Here is a 22,361-nt window from a genome sequence, read left to right on the forward strand (position 1 = left end):
CAAAACGGGGGCTTGACCAGATAGAAAGTCCTAAGCTATAGGGCTTTTTTATTTTGGTCTTGTAACGTTTACATTTTGTTGTTCCTCCATATACTGATAAAAAGGAGGAGAAAGGATGAAGGCTGGTCCTAAGCAAAATGTTTTTGTTCTGAAATGCTACCCCCAAAGAATTCCGAATGAATCCATGAAACAAATCATTAAAAATCGCACAGAAAATGCAAATCGAATCCTTGCTCATTGGAATCAATATACAGAGCGAATTCGTTTTCTTATGAAATAAGATACAGGTATAACGATAAATGCAGGAAGGCACAGAGGATTTTTATGACATCTGTGCCTTTTTTGAGTGCGTTTTTTTTACAATTTAGTTGGTAGATATGATATCTTCTTGGAGGATTTGTTCTGCTAAAGCTAAATCTACATGCAGTTCTCTATCCTCCTCAAGCTTTGGTATTACACGACGCAGACGCTGATATGCTTTTGATGTTCCTTCTCCTAGTTTTCCAGTCGAGAATTCAATCGCTTGGCCAGCACAAATATATTCAATAGCTAAAACTTTACGTACATTGGCTAAAACGGTACGAAGCTTACGCGCTGCGGTCGTTCCCATACTTACATGATCCTCCTGATTGGCAGAGGACGGGATAGAATCAACAGAAGCAGGGTGACATAGGACCTTGTTCTCAGAAACGATCGAAGCAGCTACATATTGGGCGATCATAAATCCAGAATGCAAGCCGCCATTGGGTGTTAGAAATGCTGGTAGGTTACTGAGCTGAGGGTTAACGAGACGCTCTGTCCGGCGTTCCGAAATATTAGCTAACTCAGACATAGCAATAGCTAAAAAATCGGCTACCAACGCCATCGGTTGACCATGGAAATTACCGCCTGAAATGACATCTCCCGTTTCAGAAAATAAGATAGGATTATCTGTGATACTGTTGCATTCACGTGTTACTGTTTGCCAAACATACTCCAGTGTATCACGAGTAGCCCCATGTACTTGCGGGATACAACGCAGACTGTAGGCATCCTGTACTCGAATTTCTCCTTGTTCGGTTGTGCGTTCACTATTTGCTAGATGTTGTAACATCCGTCGCGCAGACTCTTGCTGACCTGGATGAGGCCGTACAGCATGCAATTGTGCATCGTATGCTTTGGGAATTCCGTGAAGCGCTTCCACTGTTAACGAAGCAATAACCTCAGCATTTTCCATAAGAGAACGAGAATCATAAAGAGCAAGGCATAAGAGAGCGGTCATTGTCTGTGTACCATTTATTAATGCTAATCCCTCTTTGGCTCCTAGACGAACAGGAGTCAGATTAGCTTTTTGCAAAGCATCCTTTCCTGACATCCGCTTTCCTTGATATTCGGCTTCTCCCTTACCCAGCATCACCAATACCATGTGTGCTAAGGGAGCCAAATCACCACTAGCCCCTAAAGAGCCCTGCTGAGGAATAATGGGATGAACACCACGATTGCACATCTCTACTAACAATTGAAGGGTCTTTAAATGAATGCCTGAAAAACCTTGGGATAAAGCATTGATTCTTAGGATCATCATGGCACGAACCACCTCGGCAGGATAAGGCTCCCCCATTCCGCAAGCATGGCTCATAATTAAATTTTCCTGTAAATGGCTAACATCTTCCTGAGAGATCATGACGTCTGAAAATTTACCAAACCCTGTAGTGATTCCATACACGGCTTTATCTTCACGGATTATTTCTTCCACCATTTCACGAGAGTGGAGTACTTTGGCCACAGCATCAGAAGAAAGAGAAATAGGATGATGCTTACGAGCTACCATAACAACCTGTTCAATTGAAAGAGAAGTACCGTCTAATGCTATTGCGTGTTGAATGGACATTATAAATTTCCTCCTTTAGCAGAGCAGAGAGCGAAAATAAAAAGGGGCTAGGAACGAATTCCTAACCCCTTGTTACCCTGATATATAGTTGACATGTCACATTTATATTGGCATGTTACCCTCATTCGCTATTCCTCGCTTTTCTTAATATCGTTATTATGTCAAACGGATAGCTTGAGTGTCAATAAGAGTGTTTGTATAAATAGGCTTTGGGCGCAGGTCTTCACCCAAATTGGGCATTGGTCAGGGGTGCATATACTGGTTATTTATCATACCATGCTATATGTCATGTAATAATGAAAGGATGGGGTTAATCGAATGGAAAGTAGTAGCATATATATGCCTGCCAGGGAAAAATATCCGCCTAAGGAAATGATGCCAGTAAGGCCACCAAAAAAGGAATATCCCAGAATGCCTGCAAGGCCTATGCAACCAATGCAACCAATGCCCAGGCTTCCTAGGCAAAGACCTACTGCCCCCGTGGTACAGCCTAAAATAGAGATCTATATCTTTAAGTATCATTTCCATTATGAAAAAATGATGGGCTATGAGGACAAATGCATGCGATATAAAAGATCTCCAAGGCACTATCACAAATATTATCAAATGTATAAGCATCACAAGAAAAAAATGAATTATTACTACCAAAAATGTTATGCTCACAACTATCATCCAAGTGATTCATGTAGCTCGCATTCTGCCTCTCATTCCTACTCCGCATCCAGTTGTTCATCTTCAGCTTCTAGTTCTTCCCATTATGTAAAGCCTTACAAAGATGGCGGATGTAAGTGCGGAGGTAAATGTGGCGGCGCATGTGGCGGCGCATGCAGCGGTAAGTGTGGTCGGTGGAAAAAATAGTCGCTAACAAGCATAAACGTTTCATATTAGTTAGGTCCCACTATCCCTGTGATTGTGGGCTTATTTTTGTACATAGGTTTATAGATAAATGGATTCTTGAGTCTGATTATTGGCCAGCATTTCATTACGCAGTTTCAAAAGGGCTTCATCCTTATTTTTACATTCAAGCATAATATCAACATTATAGTCCTCTAATAGAGGGAGATATGACATAAAGTCCTCATACAAAATATCATCTGCGTGACTGCGATACTCTTTGTCAGATTTAGGTGTAGAAAAGTGCATTTTAACGGTCCGAGTTCCCCACGTTTTGATGATACGGGGTAAGTATTCAGCTAAATCCTCATCATTATGAAGGCAGCGATGATGATGGATATCGAGTACCATAGGTATCTTAATACGCTCACATAAGTGTAAGACTTCGCGCATAGTAAAAGAGGTATCGTCATTTTCTACGACGAGGCGCTTTTTTATTTTCTCCGGTAGCTTTAAAAAATTCTCCTCAAATCGATTAAGTGAGCTTTCTTTATCACCATAAACGCCTCCTACATGGGTGACTAACACTGAGTTTTCATCGAGGCCCATGAAATCAAAGACAGAGGCATGATAATAAAAATCCTTAATGGTGCTCTCCAGAACTTTTTTAGATGGTGTATTTAAAATGCTGTAATGACCTGGATGGGCGGTCATTCGTATGCCATGCTCACGAATATATTCCCCTACCTTATTAAAATCCCAAGTAAATTCCTTTGCCCAATCCCATTGCTCTGCAACAGAATGTGTAGCAAAAGGCACAAATTCAGAAGGCAATCGGTATAGAAATATTCCATGCTCCACGTTGTATTTCAACAGATCTAAGAGATTAAAAAAATTCGTTTGCATGATTTTTCGTAGTTTTTTTAACTGATCAGGAGGAGTAAGCTTAGCTAGTTGTCCCAATGTCGTTTTTTTATTTGGATTGTTCTTGGTTGCCATACTGATGCAGGCATAGCCCAGACGGATCAATCATGCTCATTCCTTTCTCCCAATGGTTGGTTAGGTGTAGTATTACCCGATCTCATGAAAAAAAGAATACATGAATGTAAGAAGAAGGTGGAAACATAAGCATGATCTGGATTATAGAGGAGGAGTTAACATGGCAGAACATTTATTAGCCGAACAATATCGGGATGGCCTTCAGACATTTGGACAAATGATGCCAAATGTATTGCAAGCCTACAATCAATTTACGAGCGCTTGCTTTGCTTCAGGTGCGATTGATAGCAAACAGAAGCACTTAATGGCCCTTGGAATTTCTTTATATGCAGGTAATGAGCACTGTATTGTCTATCATATGGAGGCTGCCTTAGCTGAAGGTGCTAGCCAGCAGGAGATTGCAGAAACAGTGGGCGTCTCTGGAGCATATGGAGGCGGAACAACTTTTTCGCATGGTGTTATTTTAGTTACCGAGGTTATGAAAGAAAAGAATCAAATTCAATAAAAGAATACGGTAAAAAAGATGGTAGCCAGAAAATGGCTCAACCATCTTTTTTACAAGTAGCTTGGGGCAATACGCAATGCATTTTTTGACTACATTAAACGCAAGTGTTAGCAAGAGTAGGAGCAACTTTCTCCATTTTTTTAGCTTGGATTTTCATAATGGTACCCCCTTTGTATTGTAAGTTTATTCATTTGTAGCTTTCAAAAGAGACGACCTAATTCTAAATTAAACGCAAGTGTTAGCAAGAGTAGGAGCGACTTTCTCCATTTTTTTAGCCTGAATTTTCATAAGTAGTACCTCCTTTATTATTTGTTTTTGTAAGACATGCTCAGTATAAATTATATTCTGAATATTTACAATATTTTTTTGATAAACTATTTTTAGATATATTAAAATAACGCTTATTGATTTCTGACAACATTTTTACAGATGTCCGGAATTTGGAAGAAAAACGATTGTAATCATGCTTTTTCGCAATCTTTTCGTGAAAAATGTTGTATAATAGGAATATAAGAGGGAAATAACGGAGGATATCGTATTTACGATAGATGTTACATAACGGTTCACGGAGAGGAGAGATGGGAATTTGACCAATGTCACCTGCCAAATTGCTCCCGGTGTTTGGACGATTATCACTTATGAAGACTCATGGAAAAGTTACATCAATAATTATGTAGTGGAACGAAATGGACGGTTTTATTTAATTGATACAAATCTTAAAAAGCATCGTTCGTATTTTCAGCAAGCACTTGAGGATATTGGTGCCACTTCAGATAAAGTGGAAGATGTGCTATGTACCCATCGTTTGCCTGATCATATTGGAAATGTGGAGTTGTTTTCCACCAGCCAAAATTGGATTCACCTGCATGATTTTTTTGAACTAGATGATTTTTCGCAAACGTTATTCGGTCATTCCTTTACGGGAGAAAAAGGGCAGATTGGGCTGTTTTCATTTGTGAACTTACCAACTTATACAGAGGGCTCAGTAGCTTTTTTTGATTCCGAAACAAATATTTGTTTTATTGGCGATCACCTTCATTTTTTTGGTATGGACATTGAGCAGGTGATCGGTTATCAGGAGAAATGTCGAAAAGAACTTATTTTTTATTTCGGGGCATGGTTACAACGTTGTCCTGATGTAGACCAGGTTATGGGATTTCTAGAAGCAACCAAATCATTACTACAGTGGCCCATTGAAATATTGGCAACAGGGCATGGTCCGATTCTACAAGGTAATATTCCGCAATTCCTCCAGGAAATCGTGGAGATATTGTCTCAATACACGGAGCAGCGCTTGGCTTGAATCCATGAAGAGATGGCCTAGTAACAAAAAAAGCTCTTAGCTCTAAGGCTGTAAAAATAATATATGACGAATGCATAGTAGGAAAACAAAAAACCTTGTCCACAGTCTGACCCGATTCTTCAAGTGAATCGGGTTTTATAGGCTGAGAATATTACGCAAATGGGCATTTTTTACATGTCTTAAAGTTTCAGTCATTGCCAAGTACTCTTATTTCGACGAGGAAAGGGAGAGATCGGATGAAGCTGAGGGAAATTTTCTTAAATAGCAGAGGTCTTAGTTTAGGCGATTACGGTTATACGCGTGATCCAGGGGAAATTGAACTTCCATGGGGAGATAAAATTTGCAAAATAGACTATTAAAAAAATAAAAACCAATTATATCAAGTAAGGCTCATGATACAACTGGTTTTTAATATGATTAACATTTTCTTACTTTATATCTAAAGATAAATGTACATTTGTACTTAATTAAGAGACATGTTTACTAGAATACTTGTACTAATCTATGAGCATTATTTGTAATATCATATACACTCACTTGTAATTTGCTTCCATAAATACCCTCTATTTTTGCTTTACCATTAAGCGTTAAATTCTTATTATTATCAAAGGAGATTCCGGTAATTTGATTTCGTTGATCATTCGTTAAATCTTTCAACATGTCTGCTGTAGCATAGGTGTAGGACTGCTCTTTATCACGTCGAGGGAATCCAGGACCAACATATGTTGCATTTACTGTTAATTTTGAATTTACATTGGTTGCTTTACCAGTGAAGTCTATATCCCCTGCGAAGCTTTTCTTGTATAGATTTACTACCACCTTATAGGTCTTACCTGCTGGTACCTTGATGTTTTGAGGAGATGCTGTAAGCGTCTTCGTTTCTGTAGTTGTGTTCGTTGTACTCGTAGCCGAATTGAATTCTGCACTCAGTTTATTCCATCTTTTAATAAAATAGGAATTTTGAAAATAGTATCTCCACTGCCTCCAATTTTAAATCCATTTGTAACAGTAGAACTTACAGTGTCTGTAACTGAATGAGAATAGGATGCTGTCGTAAATGTTTGATCTTGATCCGTAGTATTTTGAAATTCGTTTTCACCTATATATTCTGGTTGTAAGTCATTATATGTTACGTTATTTATATCAGAGGCGTTAGATCTAAGGACATAGTAGTCTTTTTTTCTTTTAATTGGTTTACATAATAGTAAGTCGAGATTTCTTTCCCCCGAAGATTATTTTGGTAATAAAAATCAGAAATTTTGTTCATCTGTTCGTCAACGTTAGTAACATTGGAAGAGTAGGCAGATTTGACAGAGGATTTATGAACATTTCCTAGTAAACCATTTCTTATCATATCACTTTTTTCTTCCGTTATTTTCATATTGTCAGTATTTTGTTCCGTGTTGCTGACTGCATAAGATGTTACTGGATAGACAGCGATTTGGGATAAGACGGCCGAAATTGTAAGACATTTGCATATTCTTTTTAGTTTCATACAATTCACTCCTCTTATATTGATTTCGAATATACAATCGGAATGTGACCCAATTATTTCTTCTTTGCTTGCAAATTCATTATACAGAAAATAGAAAATCATGTTGTGAAATTATTCACATATAATACCAAGTTTCTTTTTTATAAATATCTTTAAAAATCTTATCGGAGAAGGGGCAGCGGCCAATTTTTGCCCTAGCAAAAAAAACTTGTGAGCTGAAGGGAAATGGCTCCTAGCCCACAAGTAAAAACCTCACCGAATCATCCTGCATGAGAAGCTGCTTTTGTCCATTCATGTAGACGCAAATCAAGTTCTTCTTTACGGAGAAACAGCGTTTGAGAATATGCGTAATTCCTGATTTTTTCAATATGCTCGACTGCAAGCGTATAACGGCCTGCTGCGGCTTCTATTTCAGCTAAACAAAAATAATGCAAGGCAGGTCGGATTCGTCTTCGCTGTAATAACGAGAAGGCGTGCTTAGCCGCTGGAAGGTCACCCATTCGAGCTTGGCAGCAAACAATGATGCCCAGAGCACTATGCATGCGCGGATCTCTTTTATATAGATGTATGCCAATTTGCAGAGCATCCCGATATCGTCCCCGATAATAGCAGGCAACAGCCAAATTGTAAAAGAGATGCTGTAAGAGAGCACGGTGAAATAGTGTGGGTGATTCTTTACACAAGATAATAGCCTGCGTAACATATGACTCAGCTGCATCGTACTTCCCTTGTAGCAGCTGTTGACTCGATTTGTCGAGTAGCGCTACCGAGCGCTTTTTGTTTTTTAGATAAGAAGTCTCCAGGATCGTTTGCATACGCTCGGGGTTTCGCTTGCATAACAACGTTCTGTAATAGTAGCGAAAAGGCCACTGCAAACGGAGTAAGCCAACGAATAAAACTACTGCCAATCCGGTCAGTGTAGCAGGCAACGTCATCTGAAAATAATGCATATGAACCCTACTCCTCTTCCGTTTTTTCCGTCAAAAAAGTATCTTCATGATATCACAGCTAAGATGACAGGTATAGGGAGGGCTGTGTCTGAGTCGGCTGAGAAAAAACGCACAATGGGAAGTGTCGCACCTATTTTTTTGCTATGCTATAATTATGATCGTTGTGTAGAGTATTTATTCTTTTTCGAAAAGAGAGGCGACTTCCATCATGGATAAGTTCAAAGATAGCATGTTGCAGTTGATTGTGGAGACCTCCACTAACCTGCCGCCAGATGTTCGTCATGCCATTAACGCTGCGAAAAAAAGAGAGGATGCTGGCACGCGTGCTGCTTTATCGCTCACTACCATTGCGCAAAACATTAAGATGGCTGAAGAAAAGGTTTCCCCAATTTGTCAGGATACAGGAATGCCTACATTTGAAATTAAGACACCGGTAGGAGTTAATCAGATCGTGATGAAGAAAGCGATTCTGGAAGCGATTGCAGAAGCGACACGTACTGGTAAATTACGTACGAACTCTGTAGACTCCTTAACAGGTGCCAACTCTGGAGATAATATTGGACCTGGAACACCTGTTGTTCATTTTGAACAATGGGAAGAGGATTACGCCGAAGTGAAGTTAATTCTTAAAGGTGGCGGCTGTGAAAATAAAAACATACAATACTCTCTTCCCTGTGAGCTTCCCCACTTAGGAAAAGCTGGTCGTGACCTGGACGGCATCCGCAAATGCATCCTGCATGCCGTCTATCAGGCACAAGGGCAAGGCTGTAGCGCTGGCTTTATCGGGGTAGGTATTGGAGGAGACCGTACAAGTGGCTACTCACTTGCCAAGCATCAATTGTTCCGCAGCGTAGATGATTCCAATCCGATTCCTGAGTTAGCTGAGTTGGAAGACTATATTATGCAAACAGCAAATGAACTGGGGATCGGAACCATGGGTTTCGGCGGAAATACAACCCTGCTTGGCTGTAAAATTGGCGTAGAAAATCGCTTGCCAGCTAGCTTTTTCGTCTCTGTAGCTTATAACTGCTGGGCATTCCGACGTCAAGGGGTGCATATTAACCCAGAAACCGGAGAAATCATCCGTTATTTATATACAGAAGAAAATCATGTGGAAATGGACATGACCTCCGCAAGCGAGGAACAAACAGAGCGTCGTAAGGTTGTATTGGAGGCCCCAATAACAGAAGAACAGATTCGCAGTCTTAAAGTGGGTGATGTTGTCATTATTAATGGTATGATGCATACCGGCCGCGATGCCTTGCATAAATACTTAATCGATCATGATTGTCCAATTGACCTAAATGGCGGCATTATCTATCACTGTGGACCAGTTATGCTAAAAGATGAAGAAGGGAACTATCATGTCAAAGCAGCAGGTCCTACCACTAGTATTCGTGAGGAGCCATATCAAGGCGACATCATGAAAAAATTCGGAATTCGAGCGGTTATGGGAAAAGGTGGTATGGGTCCTAAAACATTAAAGGCCTTACAAGAGCATGGTGGCGTATACTTAAATGCCATTGGTGGAGCTGCGCAATACTACGCGGATTGTATCGAGCAGGTAGAGGGCGTGGACTACTTGGAATTCGGTATTCCAGAAGCAATGTGGCATTTACGTGTTAAAGGGTTTGCCGCTATAGTCACAATGGATTCACACGGCAACAGTCTACATGCTGATGTAGATAAGGATTCTGCTGAGAAGCTCGCGAAGTATGCAGATCCCGTTTTTTAATAAGAAAAAATTAGTATTCTAAATCAAAACGTAGTATTTAAGAGCATAGAAAAGGAAAAGACCTTGCAACGCTAACAAGCAGCGAACGCAAGGTCTTTTTGTCCATCGATTTAGAAGACAAGTAAGGACAGGGTCAGCATCAGAAGAAAAGGAGAGGATGCCCGTTCCGAGAGAGGTACAAAAGAGGAGTAAGGGTTGCGATACAATGAAGAAATAAAGGAGCTTTTACCTTCCACTACTTGTCATGTCATAGGTTGATGCCTACCTTTTAAAAAATGGGTATTCGTTTATCTCCTCTCAACCAAAACGGGCATAGGGTACTACATAGAAGATAACTTTCTATAGGGAGCTGGTACGTATGAATTATATTGTTCAACGTGGGGATACACTATATGCTATTGCTCAACGCTTTGGAGTGCCTATCGATGTACTTATTCGTGTGAATCGTCTATATCCACCATATGAGCTGTACGTTGGTCAAACTCTTTTCATTCCTGATCAGGAGCCTGATCCATCACCCGATGATGCGGATGAGGAACGCAGAATCGCACGTTTAGAGCGTGAGGTAAGGAGACTAAATGAAAGGTTTAGAGAGTTAAATCGTCGCGTCAGAGTTTTAGAACAACGTCGCCGTACTTAGTAACTACTAGTATGCTATGCATGGGAGGGGGGAGCTGTATCCGCTCCTCTTTCTTTTTTGACAAAATTCCACTACTATAATGGTGATAAAGATGCGGGCGATGGGAGGAATACGTAATGAGTAACAAGTGGAGAGTAGCTTTAATCCAAATGGATGTCGTGCTGGGAAATCCAGAGGCAAACAGAGAAAAGGTAAAGAAAATGACCGAAAATTTACGCGAATCAGGCAAAGGGATTGATGCATTATTGCTGCCCGAATTATGGGATACTGCCTATGATTTGGAGCGCCTAGACGAGATTGCGGATGAGCAAGGGAAAAATGCCCAGATGTTTTTAAAGGAACTTGCTCGATCACTACATAGTTATGTATATGGTGGCTCTATTGCTGAACATAAGGAAAATGGAGTCTATAATACCTCCTATGTGTTTGATAAGCAGGGAAATTTGGTTGGCTCCTATTCCAAAGCTCATTTATTCAAGCTAATGAATGAACACCAGTTTCTGCAATCAGGTGATCAACTGGGCTTGTATCAAATGGACAATCAGAAGGTGGGAGCGGTTATTTGCTATGATATTCGTTTCCCGGAATGGATTCGTCTGCATGCAGTTAAGGGGGCAAAGGTCATGTTTGTATGTGCTCAGTGGCCAAACCCGAGACTGGCTCATTGGCGCGCCTTATTGATTGCCCGAGCGATTGAAAATCAAATGTATGTCGTTGCTTGCAATCGAGTAGGAAGCGATTCTGCGAGTAGCTTCTTCGGTCACTCCATGGTGATTGATCCATGGGGAGAAGTGATTGCTGAAGCTGGTGAAGAAGAAATGATTCTAACTGCTGAGATCGATTTGGATATTGTCGATGAAGTTCGTTCTAAGATTCCGGTATTTACTGATCGTCGTCCTGATATTTACAACTAAGAAGGCATGGTTGATTGTAGCCTGGAGAAAATGGTCGGTATCTATGCTTCTGCCTACAGCGTTTGCCCCTTTTTTACATAGCCTATAGTAGGAATGTTAGGAGGTGGAGAACAATGGCTGGACTTAATAGCAAAGGGATGATGCACCATTTTTTAGGGATTCGTACAAAAGTTGTTCAAATCCGAGAGTTAGTGGAGACAGTGGACACCGTATTTACTTCATTCGATCGAATGGGTGAATTAGGGAAAGCTGTTAACCCTTTTAAGGCTAAAAAAACAAAAGAGAACATTCCGCACGATATGGACTAATATGGGAAATACACGTTGAAAGGTTGCCTAGTGAAGGGCAACCTTTCAACGTGTTGGAAGATCCTTTTTTATATTCGGCGTACCCTATTGAGAATGATCTTTAAATAAGTGCCTTACGCTCTTTAAAATCAGTATCCAGGTAATAGCTATGATATACGAGCAGATTTGGGCCTGCACATTCTGCATTTGGGCAAAAACAATTAATGGATTGATTGAGAGAGTGACTTTGCCAACGAGCGAACATAGTCTCTAGGCTATCTGTCTGAATATTTCCTAGAATGCCTACATCCCCAAAGTCAGTAACGGTTACATCTCCGGTAAATATGTTGATATTTAAGCGACAGCGTCCATCAGGGTCGTTACGTACAGTTACATTCTTAGCTTGACGCAGACGAAGAATAAGCTCCTGATCATCATGGTCTTGGCTACATGCGAAGAATGGCAGGGTACCGAACAGCATCCACATCTCTTCATCGCGAACATCTAAGAGGCTGTGAATAGATTCACGTAATTGAGGCAAGCTCAGCACTGGTAAATTTTTGGCGAAATCGCTTTGATACATAGGGTGCACCTCGTGGCGAACACAACCCATTTCTTTAATTAGCTGATGAATCTTCGGGAGCTTTTGCCACGTCCGAGTATTCAGCATGCTTTCGGCAGAGACGATTACACCTGCATGTGCTAATTTTTTTGCATTGTCCATCGTCAATTGGTACAGTTTCTCTGCTTGGGTGAGTGAAACCTTTTGCGGACTATTTACGTATACCACTTCATGAAAATCCTCAGGCTTACTGTAGTTCCACGACATATGCATTACATCAATGTAGGGCAAAACAGCCTCGTAACGGGAGAATGGCAGAGATAAATTGGAGTTAATCTGTGTACGCAAGCCCCGATCTGTCGCATACTGTAAAATTGGTGCGATTACATTATTTACTGTCCGTATGCTGTACATCGGTTCCCCGCCTGTAATGCTAAGGGTTAACAAATCCTTGGCTTCATCTAGACGCTGTAGGATAAGTTCCATTGGCAAGTGTGGATCGTCTTTTATCCGTAATGTTTCACCAACAGCGCAATGTTCACAGCGCAGATTGCATAGATTGGTCACAGTAAACTCGATACTGGTCAATTTGTAGGCAGGTGGTGTAGCATTATATAAAGGCTCCCAGGGGTCCTTTTGAGGTGTAATGGGTGTAGTTGGAACAAAGCGTTTCAATGGTGAAACCTCCTTAGTAGAAACATAACGTGGCCTCAGTAGCTTTAGATGAGGCTATATGAACAAACACCATTATAACCATAAATGGAGAGGGTGAGAATACCAACACCATGATTGCAGGCATTTCATTTGGCAACGGAGTCTTTTATCACAACAAAAATGTCATTGCATGTGCCGAGGTAAAGAACGGTGTCATCCACACATGGGCCGAGAAAATGGGGATGAGAACGCTATGTAAAATGTGGTGGCGGATTGTCAGCTCACTGCCTTGGTACTATCATATCCTACATTTGTTGATGATTTTGTATGTTTTTTTTCCGGTTTTAGGAGAATTTGATCCATTGTGGTTGGTAGTTTATGGAGCAGGCTTTCATTTTATTTTTCCAAAACGATTAAAACAATTTCATGGAGCTGAGCATAAAGTTTTTAGCTACTATGGGGAAGTTAAACCAGAGAATTGGGAAAAAATAAAGCAGGCTTCCATTATCAATCGAGGCTGTTCAACGAATATGGTTACTTTTTTCTTTGTTTTTTTTCTTCCAACCATTTGTTTTTTCCAACTGTGGATAGCCATTTTGATTGGACTTGTTGGAATAGGAATATGTAATCTATTATCCAAATATGCACCAAGGCTAATTGAGCCATTGTATCGTGTATCGGGCTTCTTGCAATATTATCTTACAACAAAGGAACCGGAGCGCATACATATGGATACAGCGATTCGGTCCTATGCGTTGTTTATTTATTTTCGAAATATGGAACCTTATTTGTGAAAGGAATATGAAAGATTGAGATAAAAGAAAGCGAGTGGGAACAGATCCATGAAGGTTAGAAAAGACATCGTAGCAAGTATCACAACAATATTTGCAATCATTGCGGCTTTTTGTATGCCTGCCGAGATACAAGCGGAAAAACCACATACCCCTAGCACTGTACAAGCGAGTACCTTCACTGATATAGATGAACATTGGGCGAAATCTTACATTCAATTTCTTGCCGAGCGTGGTATTGTAAAAGGAAAATATATTCCGTTTCGTCCGAACGCTCCGATTTCTCGGGGAGAGGCAATTGCTTTGTTGAATCGGGTAACGCAGTATTCCTACGGAGTTGTAGCTCCTCCTGCTGGAGCAGCTAAAGTAGATAAACGATATCCGCTCGTTCAAGAAATCAAGCAGGCTGTAGGTACGATGAATGCTATGCTGTATGCGGATCAGAAGGCATATACACGTTTTAATCCAGGGGATAATGCCTTATACTTACTTCACCTCAGTGCAGTTAAAAAACCAATGAAAATGGGAGCTATCTTAGAAAGCGATTGGTGGTTATCCGCTGAGCATTTACAAGCACCATTAAATCGAGAAGAAGCTAGCATGCTGCTGTTTCATACGATTCTGCCGAATATTCGACATGATTTACATATAGAGCCGGCTAAAATTCAGGAGGGTTTAAACGGCTATTATCAGGCGACGCTTTCGAATGCGTATCAGGATACAAAATCGTTGTATGCTACCGGAATTAAAGGCTATCAATTACTGGAAGATAGCACAGGTTTTTTTCAGCCAACCAAGACTATGACTCGGGCCCAATTCGCGGTTATTTTACAGCGGCTAGTGATCGCCAATGAGAAGCAAAAAGAAAAACAATGGAACGGCTCAGTGCAACAGCAAACACGTATCAGCAATCTGATGCTAACAGCGGCCACTCATGCTTATCTTAGGAAGAACGAGCAATTGATGACGACCTACTTCGGGAAAGAGGCCTTACAGACTATAGAGAAGCTACGCCCGCTACCTTTGCATGATGTTTTGGGTAGCTATCAGGTGATGGATAGTAATGAAAGTACCATAAAGGCTAAAGGCGCTTATTTCTCTACGATGACTGGTAATTATGAAGTGGAGTATGAAATGGGTAAAAGCGACCAGAGTAGCAATCCGTACGGCTGGATCATTACGAAAATTACTCATATCCAAAAATAAAGAAACGATCGTATCCTTGATAGAAGAGGGTACGATCGTTTTTTGTTTTTACCTTGAAAGTGGATTTTCTTCCAGCTTTCGATACATTTTTCCTTTATCCACATAAGACTGACGAACACGGCGTAAATCCTTAAAATCGTCTTCGTTTAATTCGCGCCCTACCTTAGCGGGAGAGCCTACGACCAATGTCCGAGGGGGGACTTTCATACCGGGTGGAACCAAAGCACCCGCTGCAACCATAGCCTCTTCACCGATCTCAGCGCCATCTAGCACAATAGAACCCATACCGATCAAAGCGCCTTGGCGTACGGTGCAGCTATGTAACACGGCGTTATGGCCAATTGTGACATCATCCTCAATAAGGAGTGGACAAAGAGGACTTTGGTGGAGAGTGCTATTATCTTGAACACTGACTCGTTTCCCAATAACAGTAGGAGAGACATCGCCTCGTATAACCGAATTGTACCAGATGGATGTCTCTTCACCGATGATAACGTCACCCGTGACAACAGCACCTTTGGCGATAAACACGCTAGGATGAATCTGTGGCTCTTTACCTTCAAAAGGGAGTAGTAGCATGAAAAATAAGCCTCCTGTTCGATGATGAATATTTCATTTTTGAGTAAAATGTAGAGTTGCAATACTCTTTTTATAATTCTAACACACAACGATCTACCAAGCTTTGCTAAGGCATTTCTGATTGATTAATCGCTTTGTCTTTCGTCTTTTATAGTAATCGTCTCAGCTCTTTCTTCATAGATAAAAGGATAAGGAGCGTTTTTAGAATGTTCGTCAAACCTTTCTTTAGTCAGAGCATAAAATAAATGATCTTCCCATTTACCGTTGATTTTAAGATAAGTGGCACCGAACCCCTCTTTGACGAATCCTGCTTTTTCCAAAACCCGTTGAGACGCTCGATTATGTGGCATGATATTGGCTTGCAAACGATGCAAAAGAAGTCTATTGAAGGAAAAGGACATGATGAGATGGAGAGCTTCAGTCATATAGCCTTGGCTTTGACAGGAATGGTCTAGATCATAACCGATAAAAGCATTTTGAAAAGGACCGCGAAATACTTGGGATAGTGTTACTTTTCCAACAAGGCGTTCACTAGCTTGCTCAAAGATACCAAAAGAATATCGTTGATCCTGTTCAACCTCTGTCCATTGAGTAGTTTGATTTATGGCATTTTCGAGTGTGAAATAACTCTCGTCACGCTAAAGGGACATACGGCGCATGAAATTGTTGATTCGCAAGTAAATAAGTAAGAAAAGATTCTGCATGTGCAGGTGTTAGTAATTGTAAAAAAATAAGCCTACCCTTTATTCGCAGGGTAAATACATTCATTTTCAAACCTCCTAAAAACAAAGTAAATAAGAATAAACATGATATTTTACATCTTTTAGCAGCGTTTCCAGAATGTCAAGGTTGAATTGTACCCCTATATATGATAGATTAATTCTTAGTAAAGGCAAGGATTGTGGGTAGTCGCTGTTGTCACCAGCTTGTCTGGGAGACGATAGAGGAAAGTCCAGGCTCGCCCGGGCTGCGATGCCCGGAGTGTTCGTACCTAGTGCAAACTAGGGCAGTGAGGTTCGCCTCATTGACGGCGCAGAAAGGGTTCTCCCTGAGACCCAAGTACGCTGAAAGTGCCACAGAAACGTAGCTTCTCTGGCGACAGAGAAGATGGAACGCGGTAAACCCTGCGAGCGAGAAACCCAAATTAGGTAGGGGAACCGTCTGGACGGAATTGAACGAAAAGGACGGATGGCAAAAGAAATTTTGCCATAGATAGATGACTACAGCTCTTCGTGCGAGGGGAAGGTCCGTTTGCAGCACGAGAGATACAGAACCTGGCTTATAGCATTCCTTGCTTATTCACTATTTTTTAAGTATAAATGGAAATGAAATGATAAAGCAACAAACAAATATGATCGTATTAAAAGGAAAAACCGGTGCAGCAACGCGCCGGTTTTTTTGTTTCCTTACATGATGCGTACTTTGTATTTTTTCATCCAGAAGTCTACTTGCGCTAAAAAGGCAAACATCTGAGGAGTGCTCATTAATTGACCAAAAAAAGGAATCTCAATCGCAGATGCATCTGTTTGTAGGAGAGTACGTAGGTAAGGAACATCTAATAGAGTATGAAGGGGAGATCTGTTATCATCTAAAACATCGGTAAGCCACTGCCTTGTTGCTTGGGCATATGCGGGATTATGTGTTTTGGGATAAGGACTTTTTTTACGATATAACACATCAGAGGGCAAGATTCCTTCCAAAGCTTTGCGCAAAATGCCTTTTTCCCTGCAATCGTACATTTTCATCTCCCAAGGTACATTCCACATGTATTCTACAAGTCGATGATCGCAAAAGGGTACACGGGCTTCTAGGCTAGCCATCATACTCATGCGATCCTTTCGATCCAGTAACGTATTCATAAACCAGACATGATTTAAGTAAAACATCTCGCGCCGTTTTTCATCTATACGAAACTCCCCCTCCAAGCTGGGAACCTCTGCCAGTGTATCACGAAAACGTCCTTTTACATACGAATCTGGTTGTAACCAAGCCTTCATTTCATTCGAGAGCCATTTGTATCGCTGATCACTTTTTCGCGCCCACGGAAAAGTATCTGCATAAAGAGCTTCTTCTTGATGAAACCAAGGATAGCCTCCAAATATTTCGTCAGCGCATTCACCTGAAAGTACGACTGTTGTTTCCTTTTTCATTTCCACGCAAAAAAGATACAGCGAAGCGTCAATATCTGCCATACCAGGCAAGTCGCGGGCATAAACAGCGGTTTGGAGGGCTTGCACCAACTCGGGGGTATCAAACTCAATAAAATGGTGCTGGGTTCCTATATAATCGCTAACACGTTTAATCCATTGAGAATCTGAATCAGGTTGATAGGCATGGGCAGTGAAAAAGCGGTCATTATCTTTATAATCAATGGAGTAGGTATGAATCGTTCCTTTTCCTTGATGCTGATAATATCTTGCCGCAATAGCGGTGATAGCGCTGGAATCAAGTCCTCCTGAAAGCAGCATCGAGACAGGAACATCAGCAACGAGTTGACGTTCGATTGCATTTATGACTAAATCACGAATGGTATCGACGGTTGTCTCAAAATTGTCGAGATGCTCACGACTTTTCAAGCTCCAGTAGGATTGTGTAGTAAAGCCATTTGGAGAGTATATCCCATAGTAGCCAGGGCGTAACTCATGCATTCCTTTGAATACTCCGTGTCCAGGAGTGCGAGCCGGTGAAATAAGCAGTACCTCGGCTAAGCCTTCCCGATCAACAATAGGCTCAACCTCGGGGTGGGCAAGAATCGCTTTTATTTCTGAACCGAATAGAAACTGTCCATCTTTTTCTAGATAAAACAACGGCTTTACTCCCATTCGATCACGTGCGACAAATAAGTGATGCTCTTTTTCGTTCCAGATAGCAAATGCAAAAATACCGTTTAGTCGCTCCAGGCATTTTTCTCCCCATTCTACATAAGCCGTGAGTAATACCTCCGTATCTGAGTGGGAAGAGAATCGGTGACCACGGTCTAGCAATTCCTTGCGTAAATCTTCTGTATTGTACAATTCGCCGTTATACACAAGTGTGTAGCTTATCTCCCCATATCTTTTGGTCATGGGCTGAGTTCCGCCTTCAGGATCTACAACAATAAGACGACGATGTCCAAATACAACCCGATCATGAAAAAAATACCCCATACTATCTGGACCTCTGTGTTGAAGTGTCTTAGTCATTGCTTCTATAGTCTCTTGTTCATCTTTTACATTCCGCATAAAACTAGCCCAGCCTGCAATTCCACACATGATTTCTCACCCTTTCTCATCTGTGCTTTTCCATGTAAACGTAACTAAGCAAAACCGGTCATCTAGGCTCATCGTATGCAAAGCAGGCTAACATGGTACCCTGTCTCTTTTTTTAAAACAAACGATAAAAAAGTTCTTTTTCCTTTACAATGGCTGATCTTTGATGCGAATATGAAATATACATACATTTTATCCTTATTTTGGAGGTGCGGTTTGTGCGAGAGGTCATCTCGTGGTCAGAAACAGATGGATTTGTATCTTTTGTTCAAAATTGTCCAGATGCAGTCTTCATTTTTTCTTCAGACGGTACTATTTTGTATGCCAATCAGTCCTGGTATCAATTGGCAGGGAATTGTTTTTCTGACGAATTCGAAGTAGCCATTGATGTATATCTACTTCGATGTAAACAAGGGATAGTGAACATAGAGCCAAGTGTCATACAACCATTGAGTACCAATCATGAGCCTTATATCATTCAAATTCCTCATAAGAAAGGGTGGATGATGGACGTTTCGTTTACGCTTTTTCCGATGAAATGGTATAAAGGAAAAGCGGCTGTGGGGGCTCTTGTGCGAGATGTAACAGAGCAAAAGCTAAGACAGAGGAAGCTGGAGGAATTGGAGCAGAGCCTCGATACCTTCATTACGTACACACGGGATGCGATTTTTCTCATTTCACCGGACTTTAAAATATTGCGTATGAGCAATTCATTTCAGATCATGACCGGATATTCTCCTCAGGAGCTGTATGACAATCCTAGAATCCTACTTCCTGATGCTGTTGCGCTACAAGAACAGAAGCTGCATTTTGATTACGTTGTAAAAACGGGAAAACCTGTATTATTTCATACGAAACGACGTCACAAGAAGGGGCATCTTCTTGAGATTTGCATGACTTACAAACCTATTTGCAAGAAAGATGCTGGCGTTATAGGCGTAATAGCGGTGATGCGCAATATTACAGAGCGTATTCAGGTTGAGACTGAATTACGAGATGCGAAAGAACTGTTGGAATCTTTCGTGAATAGCGTTTCTGATTGTATCGTGCTTATTGATTTAGATTGGAATATTTTAATGGTGAACCCTGCTTGTGAAAAAATGTATGGATACAGTTATGAAGAATTGCTTATGCATCAAGAAAATCTGCTAAAGCCAGTGATATTGCGAGGAATTATTGATAACACACAAAAGGCTATGGACGGAAAGATGGTTTTGGATGAGGAGAATTCATTTACTCATCGCAATGGACATCTTGTTCACACCCTATCATCCTATATTCCGATTCGAAATACGGAAGGAAAGATTTTGGCGGTCGCTTTAATTACGAGGGATGTAACGGAACAGAGGAGGATTGCGCAGGCATTAGGTGACAGTGAGGCAAAATATAGATTGATTTCCGAAAATATGACGGATCTTATTGCTATTTTGGATCGGAGTGGACGCTATATTTATGTGTCTCCTTCGTTTAAGACCATTTTAGGATATACACCGGAAAGCTTATTGGGAATGGATTATCGTAAATGGGTACATACCGATGACAGAGAGTTTTTGAAGCAGGGACGTAAACGATTAATCGCTGAAGGCAGCGTGATGCAAGTAGAGCTTCGCTATCGGTGTGCTTCAGGCGAGTGGATGTATTTGGAGGCTAATGGTACGCCAGTCTTTAATGGGGAAAAAAATTTAGAGCACTTTGTTTTTGTAGCCAGAAATATTACCGATCGGAAACAAGCAGAGGCCTTATTGCGTAACTCGGATAAGCTATCCCTTATTGGAGAGATGGCGGCAGGAGTTGCTCATGAAATTCGCAATCCGCTAACTGCGCTGCGAGGCTTTATTCAATTGTTACAAACTCAAACCAGTGAGCATGATTTTTATTTTGAAGTCATGATATCTGAATTAGATCGAATCAATTTTATTGTAAGCGAGTTATTAGTGTTAGCGAAGCCGCAAGTTCAGAATGTGAAGCAAAAAAATGTAGTCGATCTTGTTCGTAATGTAATGACGCTATTAGAGAGCCAAGCTTTGATGCATAATGTGATTTTTCAGCTTGAATGTAAAGAGCGGCCAATATTGATCACTTGTGAGGAAAATCAGATTAAACAAGTCTTTATAAATATCATGAAGAATGCAATGGAAGCAATGCCGAATGGTGGAATGATCTATATTACGGTAAAACAGGATGCTCAGATGGTGGATATATGTTTTCGCGATGAAGGATGCGGCATACCGGAAGATCGTGTTAGTAAACTTGGTGAGCCTTTTTATACTACAAAGGATAAAGGAACAGGGCTGGGCCTTATGGTTAGTAAAAAAATCATCAGGGATCATCAGGGCTCCATACTCATTGACAGTGTGATCAATCAAGGAACAACAGTGCATGTGAATGTACCTCTATCAAGTCTGAAACAATAATAAATAATGCTGACTAGCTAGCAACGAGAAACAGGGAAGGGAGGCGAGAAATTGCACATCGGTTGTCATGTAAGCGTACGTCAGGGATATACGGAAGCCGCACGGATCACGCAACGCTTGGGAGGGACTTGCTATCAGTATTTTCCTAAAAACCCGCGCAGTTTACAAATCAAATCATTCTCAAGACAGGATGCCCAACAATGTCGTGATTTTTGCAAGGAAAACGGGATTATTTCGATTGCCCACACACCATATCCGACTAATTTGTGTACAGAGGGAAGCGAGGAACAAGCGGCAATGGTGGCTTCCGTACGCAATGATTTGGAGATTGCGGACGCATGTGGCTCGATTGGCGTTGTTGTTCATTTTGGGCAATATAAAGGAAATCACCCTGATCCGTTATTTGGCTACCAATTGATGATTCGTTCGTTAAATGAAATTTTAGAAGGCTGGACAGGTAATGCACTTCTTTTACTTGAAAATAATGCTGGTCAGAAAAATAAGATGGGGATGACATTAGAAGAGCTTGTACAAGTGCGTGCATTGATCAATCGACCCGAGCTTGTCGGATTTTGCTTCGATACCTGCCATGCCTTTGCAAGTGGATTATGGACAGGAGGGAATTGGGAAGAGGTGCAGAAGCGAGGCGAGGAATTAGGATATTTTACTCATTTGAAGGCCGTTCATCTCAATGATTCTCGCTATCCTACCGGTTCTTATCGTGATCGTCATGCTGATATTGGTTGGGGAGAGATCGGTGCTGATAGGCTAGGCGAATTGATTAGAAGTAGGGTTATTCGTGAGGTTCCCCTATTTTTAGAAACGCCTGAAGAACGACCGGGTGGGCATAAGTCAGAAATCGCTTTTGTCAAACAATTGTTTGCAAGTCCACAGTAGGATATGATTAGAGGGACCGTATTTCAGAACGGATTTTACGAGACAGAGGAGATATTATGACACGCACAATTAAAGTAACCATTCACAGCTTTGATAAAATCAAAGAAAATTTAGCTGACATTAATGAACTAAAACTTTATGAAGAAGCAAATGGCAAGGTCTTAGAAGCAGAAATTGAATCAGATGGCTATGCAATTGTAGATATTACAGAAGAAGATTACATTGAATTAGCTCCAGAAGAATATGAGCTAATGATTATGGAATGGAAAGTGGCTGGCAAAATCGACGAGCTGATTTTAGAAACGATGTCAGACCCTAATGATGATAAGGCAATGCTATATCGTGGTGTTGACCCTATTGGAACTGTAAAAATAGAGCCCGTTTCCCTACCGAAAAAGCTGGTTGAGCAATTAGCAAAAGCTTGGTTTTCGACACCAAAACCAGCTATTGAACCGAAAATAAACGAAAAAGAGTAAAA

24 protein-coding genes and 1 other RNA gene are annotated in these 22,361 nt (G+C 41.0%); 14 read left to right on the top strand and 11 right to left on the bottom strand.

The features are described 5' to 3' along the window. Positions 1-115 precede the first annotated feature (115 nt). On the top strand, positions 116-280 hold the full coding sequence (locus tag AYJ08_RS23730; protein WP_003338131.1) for a hypothetical protein: 165 nt from the start codon (positions 116-118) through the stop codon (positions 278-280). Positions 281-364: 84 nt separating this feature from the next. Here AYJ08_RS23730 and hutH read toward each other — a convergent pair whose 3' ends face one another. Further along, positions 365-1,870 (bottom strand): histidine ammonia-lyase, encoded by a 1,506-nt coding sequence (gene hutH / locus AYJ08_RS01215; RefSeq protein ID WP_064016265.1) that lies wholly within the window; start codon positions 1,868-1,870, stop codon positions 365-367. Positions 1,871-2,806: 936 nt separating this feature from the next. Continuing rightward, a complete protein-coding gene (gene uvsE / locus AYJ08_RS01220) occupies positions 2,807-3,733 on the bottom strand; it encodes a UV DNA damage repair endonuclease UvsE (RefSeq protein ID WP_064016266.1) in 927 nt (308 codons plus the stop codon). 130 nt (positions 3,734-3,863) lie between these two features. Here uvsE and AYJ08_RS01225 point away from each other — a divergent pair, with 130 nt between their 5' ends. The 3 genes from AYJ08_RS01225 (at position 3,864) to AYJ08_RS24680 (ending at position 5,870) form a co-directional block, all read left to right on the top strand. Then, complete coding sequence (locus AYJ08_RS01225; protein WP_064016267.1) at positions 3,864-4,208, top strand: carboxymuconolactone decarboxylase family protein; 345 nt, start codon at positions 3,864-3,866, stop codon at positions 4,206-4,208. A gap of 586 nt (positions 4,209-4,794) precedes the next feature. Further along, positions 4,795-5,511, top strand: coding sequence for an MBL fold metallo-hydrolase (locus tag AYJ08_RS01230; protein ID WP_064016268.1), 717 nt, complete (start codon positions 4,795-4,797; stop codon positions 5,509-5,511). Positions 5,512-5,747: 236 nt separating this feature from the next. Next, complete coding sequence (locus AYJ08_RS24680; protein ID WP_255365440.1) at positions 5,748-5,870, top strand: hypothetical protein; 123 nt, start codon at positions 5,748-5,750, stop codon at positions 5,868-5,870. A 124-nt stretch (positions 5,871-5,994) separates the two neighbouring features. Here the strand turns inward: AYJ08_RS24680 and AYJ08_RS24215 are convergent, their stop codons facing one another. The 4 genes from AYJ08_RS24215 to AYJ08_RS01240 form a co-directional block, all read right to left on the bottom strand. Then, the gene (locus AYJ08_RS24215; RefSeq protein ID WP_369799654.1) at positions 5,995-6,459 is read right to left on the bottom strand and encodes an ETX/MTX2 family pore-forming toxin; all 465 of its coding nucleotides are present in this window, start codon (positions 6,457-6,459) and stop codon (positions 5,995-5,997) included. Further along, complete coding sequence (locus AYJ08_RS24685) at positions 6,438-6,701, bottom strand: ETX/MTX2 family pore-forming toxin (RefSeq protein WP_369799655.1); 264 nt, start codon at positions 6,699-6,701, stop codon at positions 6,438-6,440. Before AYJ08_RS24685 ends, AYJ08_RS24215 begins: the two co-directional genes overlap by 22 nt. Further along, positions 6,650-7,006: a hypothetical protein gene (locus tag AYJ08_RS24220; RefSeq protein ID WP_231928964.1), complete on the bottom strand. Its 357-nt coding sequence runs from the start codon at positions 7,004-7,006 to the stop codon at positions 6,650-6,652. Before AYJ08_RS24220 ends, AYJ08_RS24685 begins: the two co-directional genes overlap by 52 nt. A gap of 260 nt (positions 7,007-7,266) precedes the next feature. Next, entirely contained in the window at positions 7,267-7,956 is a 690-nt protein-coding gene (locus tag AYJ08_RS01240; RefSeq protein WP_064016269.1) for a tetratricopeptide repeat protein, read from the bottom strand. Positions 7,957-8,164: 208 nt separating this feature from the next. On the opposite strand from AYJ08_RS01240, the gene AYJ08_RS01250 reads away from it, so the two are divergent. The 4 genes from AYJ08_RS01250 to AYJ08_RS01265 all read left to right on the top strand — a co-directional run bounded on the left by AYJ08_RS01250 (position 8,165) and on the right by AYJ08_RS01265 (position 11,553). Further along, the gene (locus tag AYJ08_RS01250) at positions 8,165-9,691 is read left to right on the top strand and encodes a fumarate hydratase (RefSeq protein WP_064016271.1); all 1,527 of its coding nucleotides are present in this window, start codon (positions 8,165-8,167) and stop codon (positions 9,689-9,691) included. A gap of 358 nt (positions 9,692-10,049) precedes the next feature. Further along, positions 10,050-10,331, top strand: coding sequence for a LysM peptidoglycan-binding domain-containing protein (locus tag AYJ08_RS01255; protein WP_064016272.1), 282 nt, complete (start codon positions 10,050-10,052; stop codon positions 10,329-10,331). A gap of 116 nt (positions 10,332-10,447) precedes the next feature. After that, positions 10,448-11,245 (top strand): carbon-nitrogen family hydrolase, encoded by a 798-nt coding sequence (locus tag AYJ08_RS01260; RefSeq protein ID WP_064016273.1) that lies wholly within the window; start codon positions 10,448-10,450, stop codon positions 11,243-11,245. A 113-nt stretch (positions 11,246-11,358) separates the two neighbouring features. Beyond that, on the top strand, positions 11,359-11,553 hold the full coding sequence (locus AYJ08_RS01265) for a hypothetical protein (protein ID WP_031414147.1): 195 nt from the start codon (positions 11,359-11,361) through the stop codon (positions 11,551-11,553). 100 nt (positions 11,554-11,653) lie between these two features. Here AYJ08_RS01265 and yfkAB read toward each other — a convergent pair whose 3' ends face one another. Next, positions 11,654-12,769, bottom strand: coding sequence for a radical SAM/CxCxxxxC motif protein YfkAB (gene yfkAB / locus AYJ08_RS01270; protein ID WP_064016274.1), 1,116 nt, complete (start codon positions 12,767-12,769; stop codon positions 11,654-11,656). Positions 12,770-12,879: 110 nt separating this feature from the next. On the opposite strand from yfkAB, the gene AYJ08_RS01275 reads away from it, so the two are divergent. Both AYJ08_RS01275 and AYJ08_RS01280 read left to right on the top strand, forming a co-directional pair. Then, entirely contained in the window at positions 12,880-13,542 is a 663-nt protein-coding gene (locus tag AYJ08_RS01275) for a DUF1385 domain-containing protein (protein WP_064016275.1), read from the top strand. 48 nt (positions 13,543-13,590) lie between these two features. After that, entirely contained in the window at positions 13,591-14,745 is a 1,155-nt protein-coding gene (locus AYJ08_RS01280; RefSeq protein ID WP_064016276.1) for an S-layer homology domain-containing protein, read from the top strand. A gap of 48 nt (positions 14,746-14,793) precedes the next feature. On the opposite strand, the gene AYJ08_RS01285 is transcribed toward AYJ08_RS01280, so the two are convergent. The 3 genes from AYJ08_RS01285 to AYJ08_RS24690 all read right to left on the bottom strand — a co-directional run bounded on the left by AYJ08_RS01285 (position 14,794) and on the right by AYJ08_RS24690 (position 16,092). Continuing rightward, a complete protein-coding gene (locus AYJ08_RS01285; RefSeq protein WP_064016277.1) occupies positions 14,794-15,324 on the bottom strand; it encodes a gamma carbonic anhydrase in 531 nt (176 codons plus the stop codon). Between the two features lie 125 nt (positions 15,325-15,449). Continuing rightward, a complete protein-coding gene (locus AYJ08_RS01290; protein WP_304439553.1) occupies positions 15,450-15,929 on the bottom strand; it encodes a GNAT family N-acetyltransferase in 480 nt (159 codons plus the stop codon). 28 nt (positions 15,930-15,957) lie between these two features. Further along, positions 15,958-16,092, bottom strand: coding sequence for a hypothetical protein (locus tag AYJ08_RS24690; protein WP_255365441.1), 135 nt, complete (start codon positions 16,090-16,092; stop codon positions 15,958-15,960). 129 nt (positions 16,093-16,221) lie between these two features. On the opposite strand from AYJ08_RS24690, the gene rnpB reads away from it, so the two are divergent. Next, an RNA gene (gene rnpB / locus AYJ08_RS01295) (RNase P RNA component class B) lies at positions 16,222-16,611 on the top strand. A gap of 119 nt (positions 16,612-16,730) precedes the next feature. On the opposite strand, the gene asnB is transcribed toward rnpB, so the two are convergent. Beyond that, positions 16,731-18,575, bottom strand: coding sequence for an asparagine synthase (glutamine-hydrolyzing) (gene asnB, locus AYJ08_RS01300; RefSeq protein WP_064016278.1), 1,845 nt, complete (start codon positions 18,573-18,575; stop codon positions 16,731-16,733). 215 nt (positions 18,576-18,790) lie between these two features. Here asnB and AYJ08_RS01305 point away from each other — a divergent pair, with 215 nt between their 5' ends. The 3 genes from AYJ08_RS01305 to AYJ08_RS01315 are packed head-to-tail and all read left to right on the top strand — an operon-like array spanning position 18,791 to position 22,359. Then, positions 18,791-20,986, top strand: a complete 2,196-nt coding sequence (locus tag AYJ08_RS01305; protein ID WP_064016279.1) for a PAS domain S-box protein — start codon at positions 18,791-18,793, stop codon at positions 20,984-20,986. Positions 20,987-21,037: 51 nt separating this feature from the next. Next, positions 21,038-21,883: a deoxyribonuclease IV gene (locus AYJ08_RS01310; RefSeq protein ID WP_064016280.1), complete on the top strand. Its 846-nt coding sequence runs from the start codon at positions 21,038-21,040 to the stop codon at positions 21,881-21,883. 56 nt (positions 21,884-21,939) lie between these two features. Beyond that, on the top strand, positions 21,940-22,359 hold the full coding sequence (locus AYJ08_RS01315) for a hypothetical protein (protein ID WP_031414156.1): 420 nt from the start codon (positions 21,940-21,942) through the stop codon (positions 22,357-22,359). Positions 22,360-22,361 lie beyond the last annotated feature (2 nt).

It is taken from the genome of Brevibacillus sp. SKDU10 (assembly GCF_001645205.1).
Taxonomy (GTDB): Bacteria; Bacillota; Bacilli; order Brevibacillales; family Brevibacillaceae; genus Brevibacillus_B; species Brevibacillus_B halotolerans.

Bases quoted from the DNA above. Each gene is read 5' to 3' on its own strand.
- AYJ08_RS01265 (WP_031414147.1), top strand. From the start codon at position 11,359: ATGGCTGGACTTAATAGCAAAGGGATGATGCACCATTTTTTAGGGATT.
- AYJ08_RS01240 (WP_064016269.1), bottom strand. From the start codon at position 7,956: ATGCATTATTTTCAGATGACGTTGCCTGCTACACTGACCGGATTGGCA.
- AYJ08_RS01315 (WP_031414156.1), top strand. From the start codon at position 21,940: ATGACACGCACAATTAAAGTAACCATTCACAGCTTTGATAAAATCAAA.
- AYJ08_RS01255 (WP_064016272.1), top strand. From the start codon at position 10,050: ATGAATTATATTGTTCAACGTGGGGATACACTATATGCTATTGCTCAA.
- AYJ08_RS24680 (WP_255365440.1), top strand. From the start codon at position 5,748: ATGAAGCTGAGGGAAATTTTCTTAAATAGCAGAGGTCTTAGTTTAGGC.
- AYJ08_RS23730 (WP_003338131.1), top strand. From the start codon at position 116: ATGAAGGCTGGTCCTAAGCAAAATGTTTTTGTTCTGAAATGCTACCCC.
- AYJ08_RS01280 (WP_064016276.1), top strand. From the start codon at position 13,591: ATGAAGGTTAGAAAAGACATCGTAGCAAGTATCACAACAATATTTGCA.
- AYJ08_RS01275 (WP_064016275.1), top strand. From the start codon at position 12,880: ATGATTGCAGGCATTTCATTTGGCAACGGAGTCTTTTATCACAACAAA.
- AYJ08_RS01225 (WP_064016267.1), top strand. From the start codon at position 3,864: ATGGCAGAACATTTATTAGCCGAACAATATCGGGATGGCCTTCAGACA.
- hutH (WP_064016265.1), bottom strand. From the start codon at position 1,870: ATGTCCATTCAACACGCAATAGCATTAGACGGTACTTCTCTTTCAATT.
- asnB (WP_064016278.1), bottom strand. From the start codon at position 18,575: ATGTGTGGAATTGCAGGCTGGGCTAGTTTTATGCGGAATGTAAAAGAT.
- AYJ08_RS01250 (WP_064016271.1), top strand. From the start codon at position 8,165: ATGGATAAGTTCAAAGATAGCATGTTGCAGTTGATTGTGGAGACCTCC.
- AYJ08_RS24690 (WP_255365441.1), bottom strand. From the start codon at position 16,092: ATGAATGTATTTACCCTGCGAATAAAGGGTAGGCTTATTTTTTTACAA.
- AYJ08_RS01285 (WP_064016277.1), bottom strand. From the start codon at position 15,324: ATGCTACTACTCCCTTTTGAAGGTAAAGAGCCACAGATTCATCCTAGC.
- AYJ08_RS24220 (WP_231928964.1), bottom strand. From the start codon at position 7,006: ATGAAACTAAAAAGAATATGCAAATGTCTTACAATTTCGGCCGTCTTA.
- AYJ08_RS01260 (WP_064016273.1), top strand. From the start codon at position 10,448: ATGAGTAACAAGTGGAGAGTAGCTTTAATCCAAATGGATGTCGTGCTG.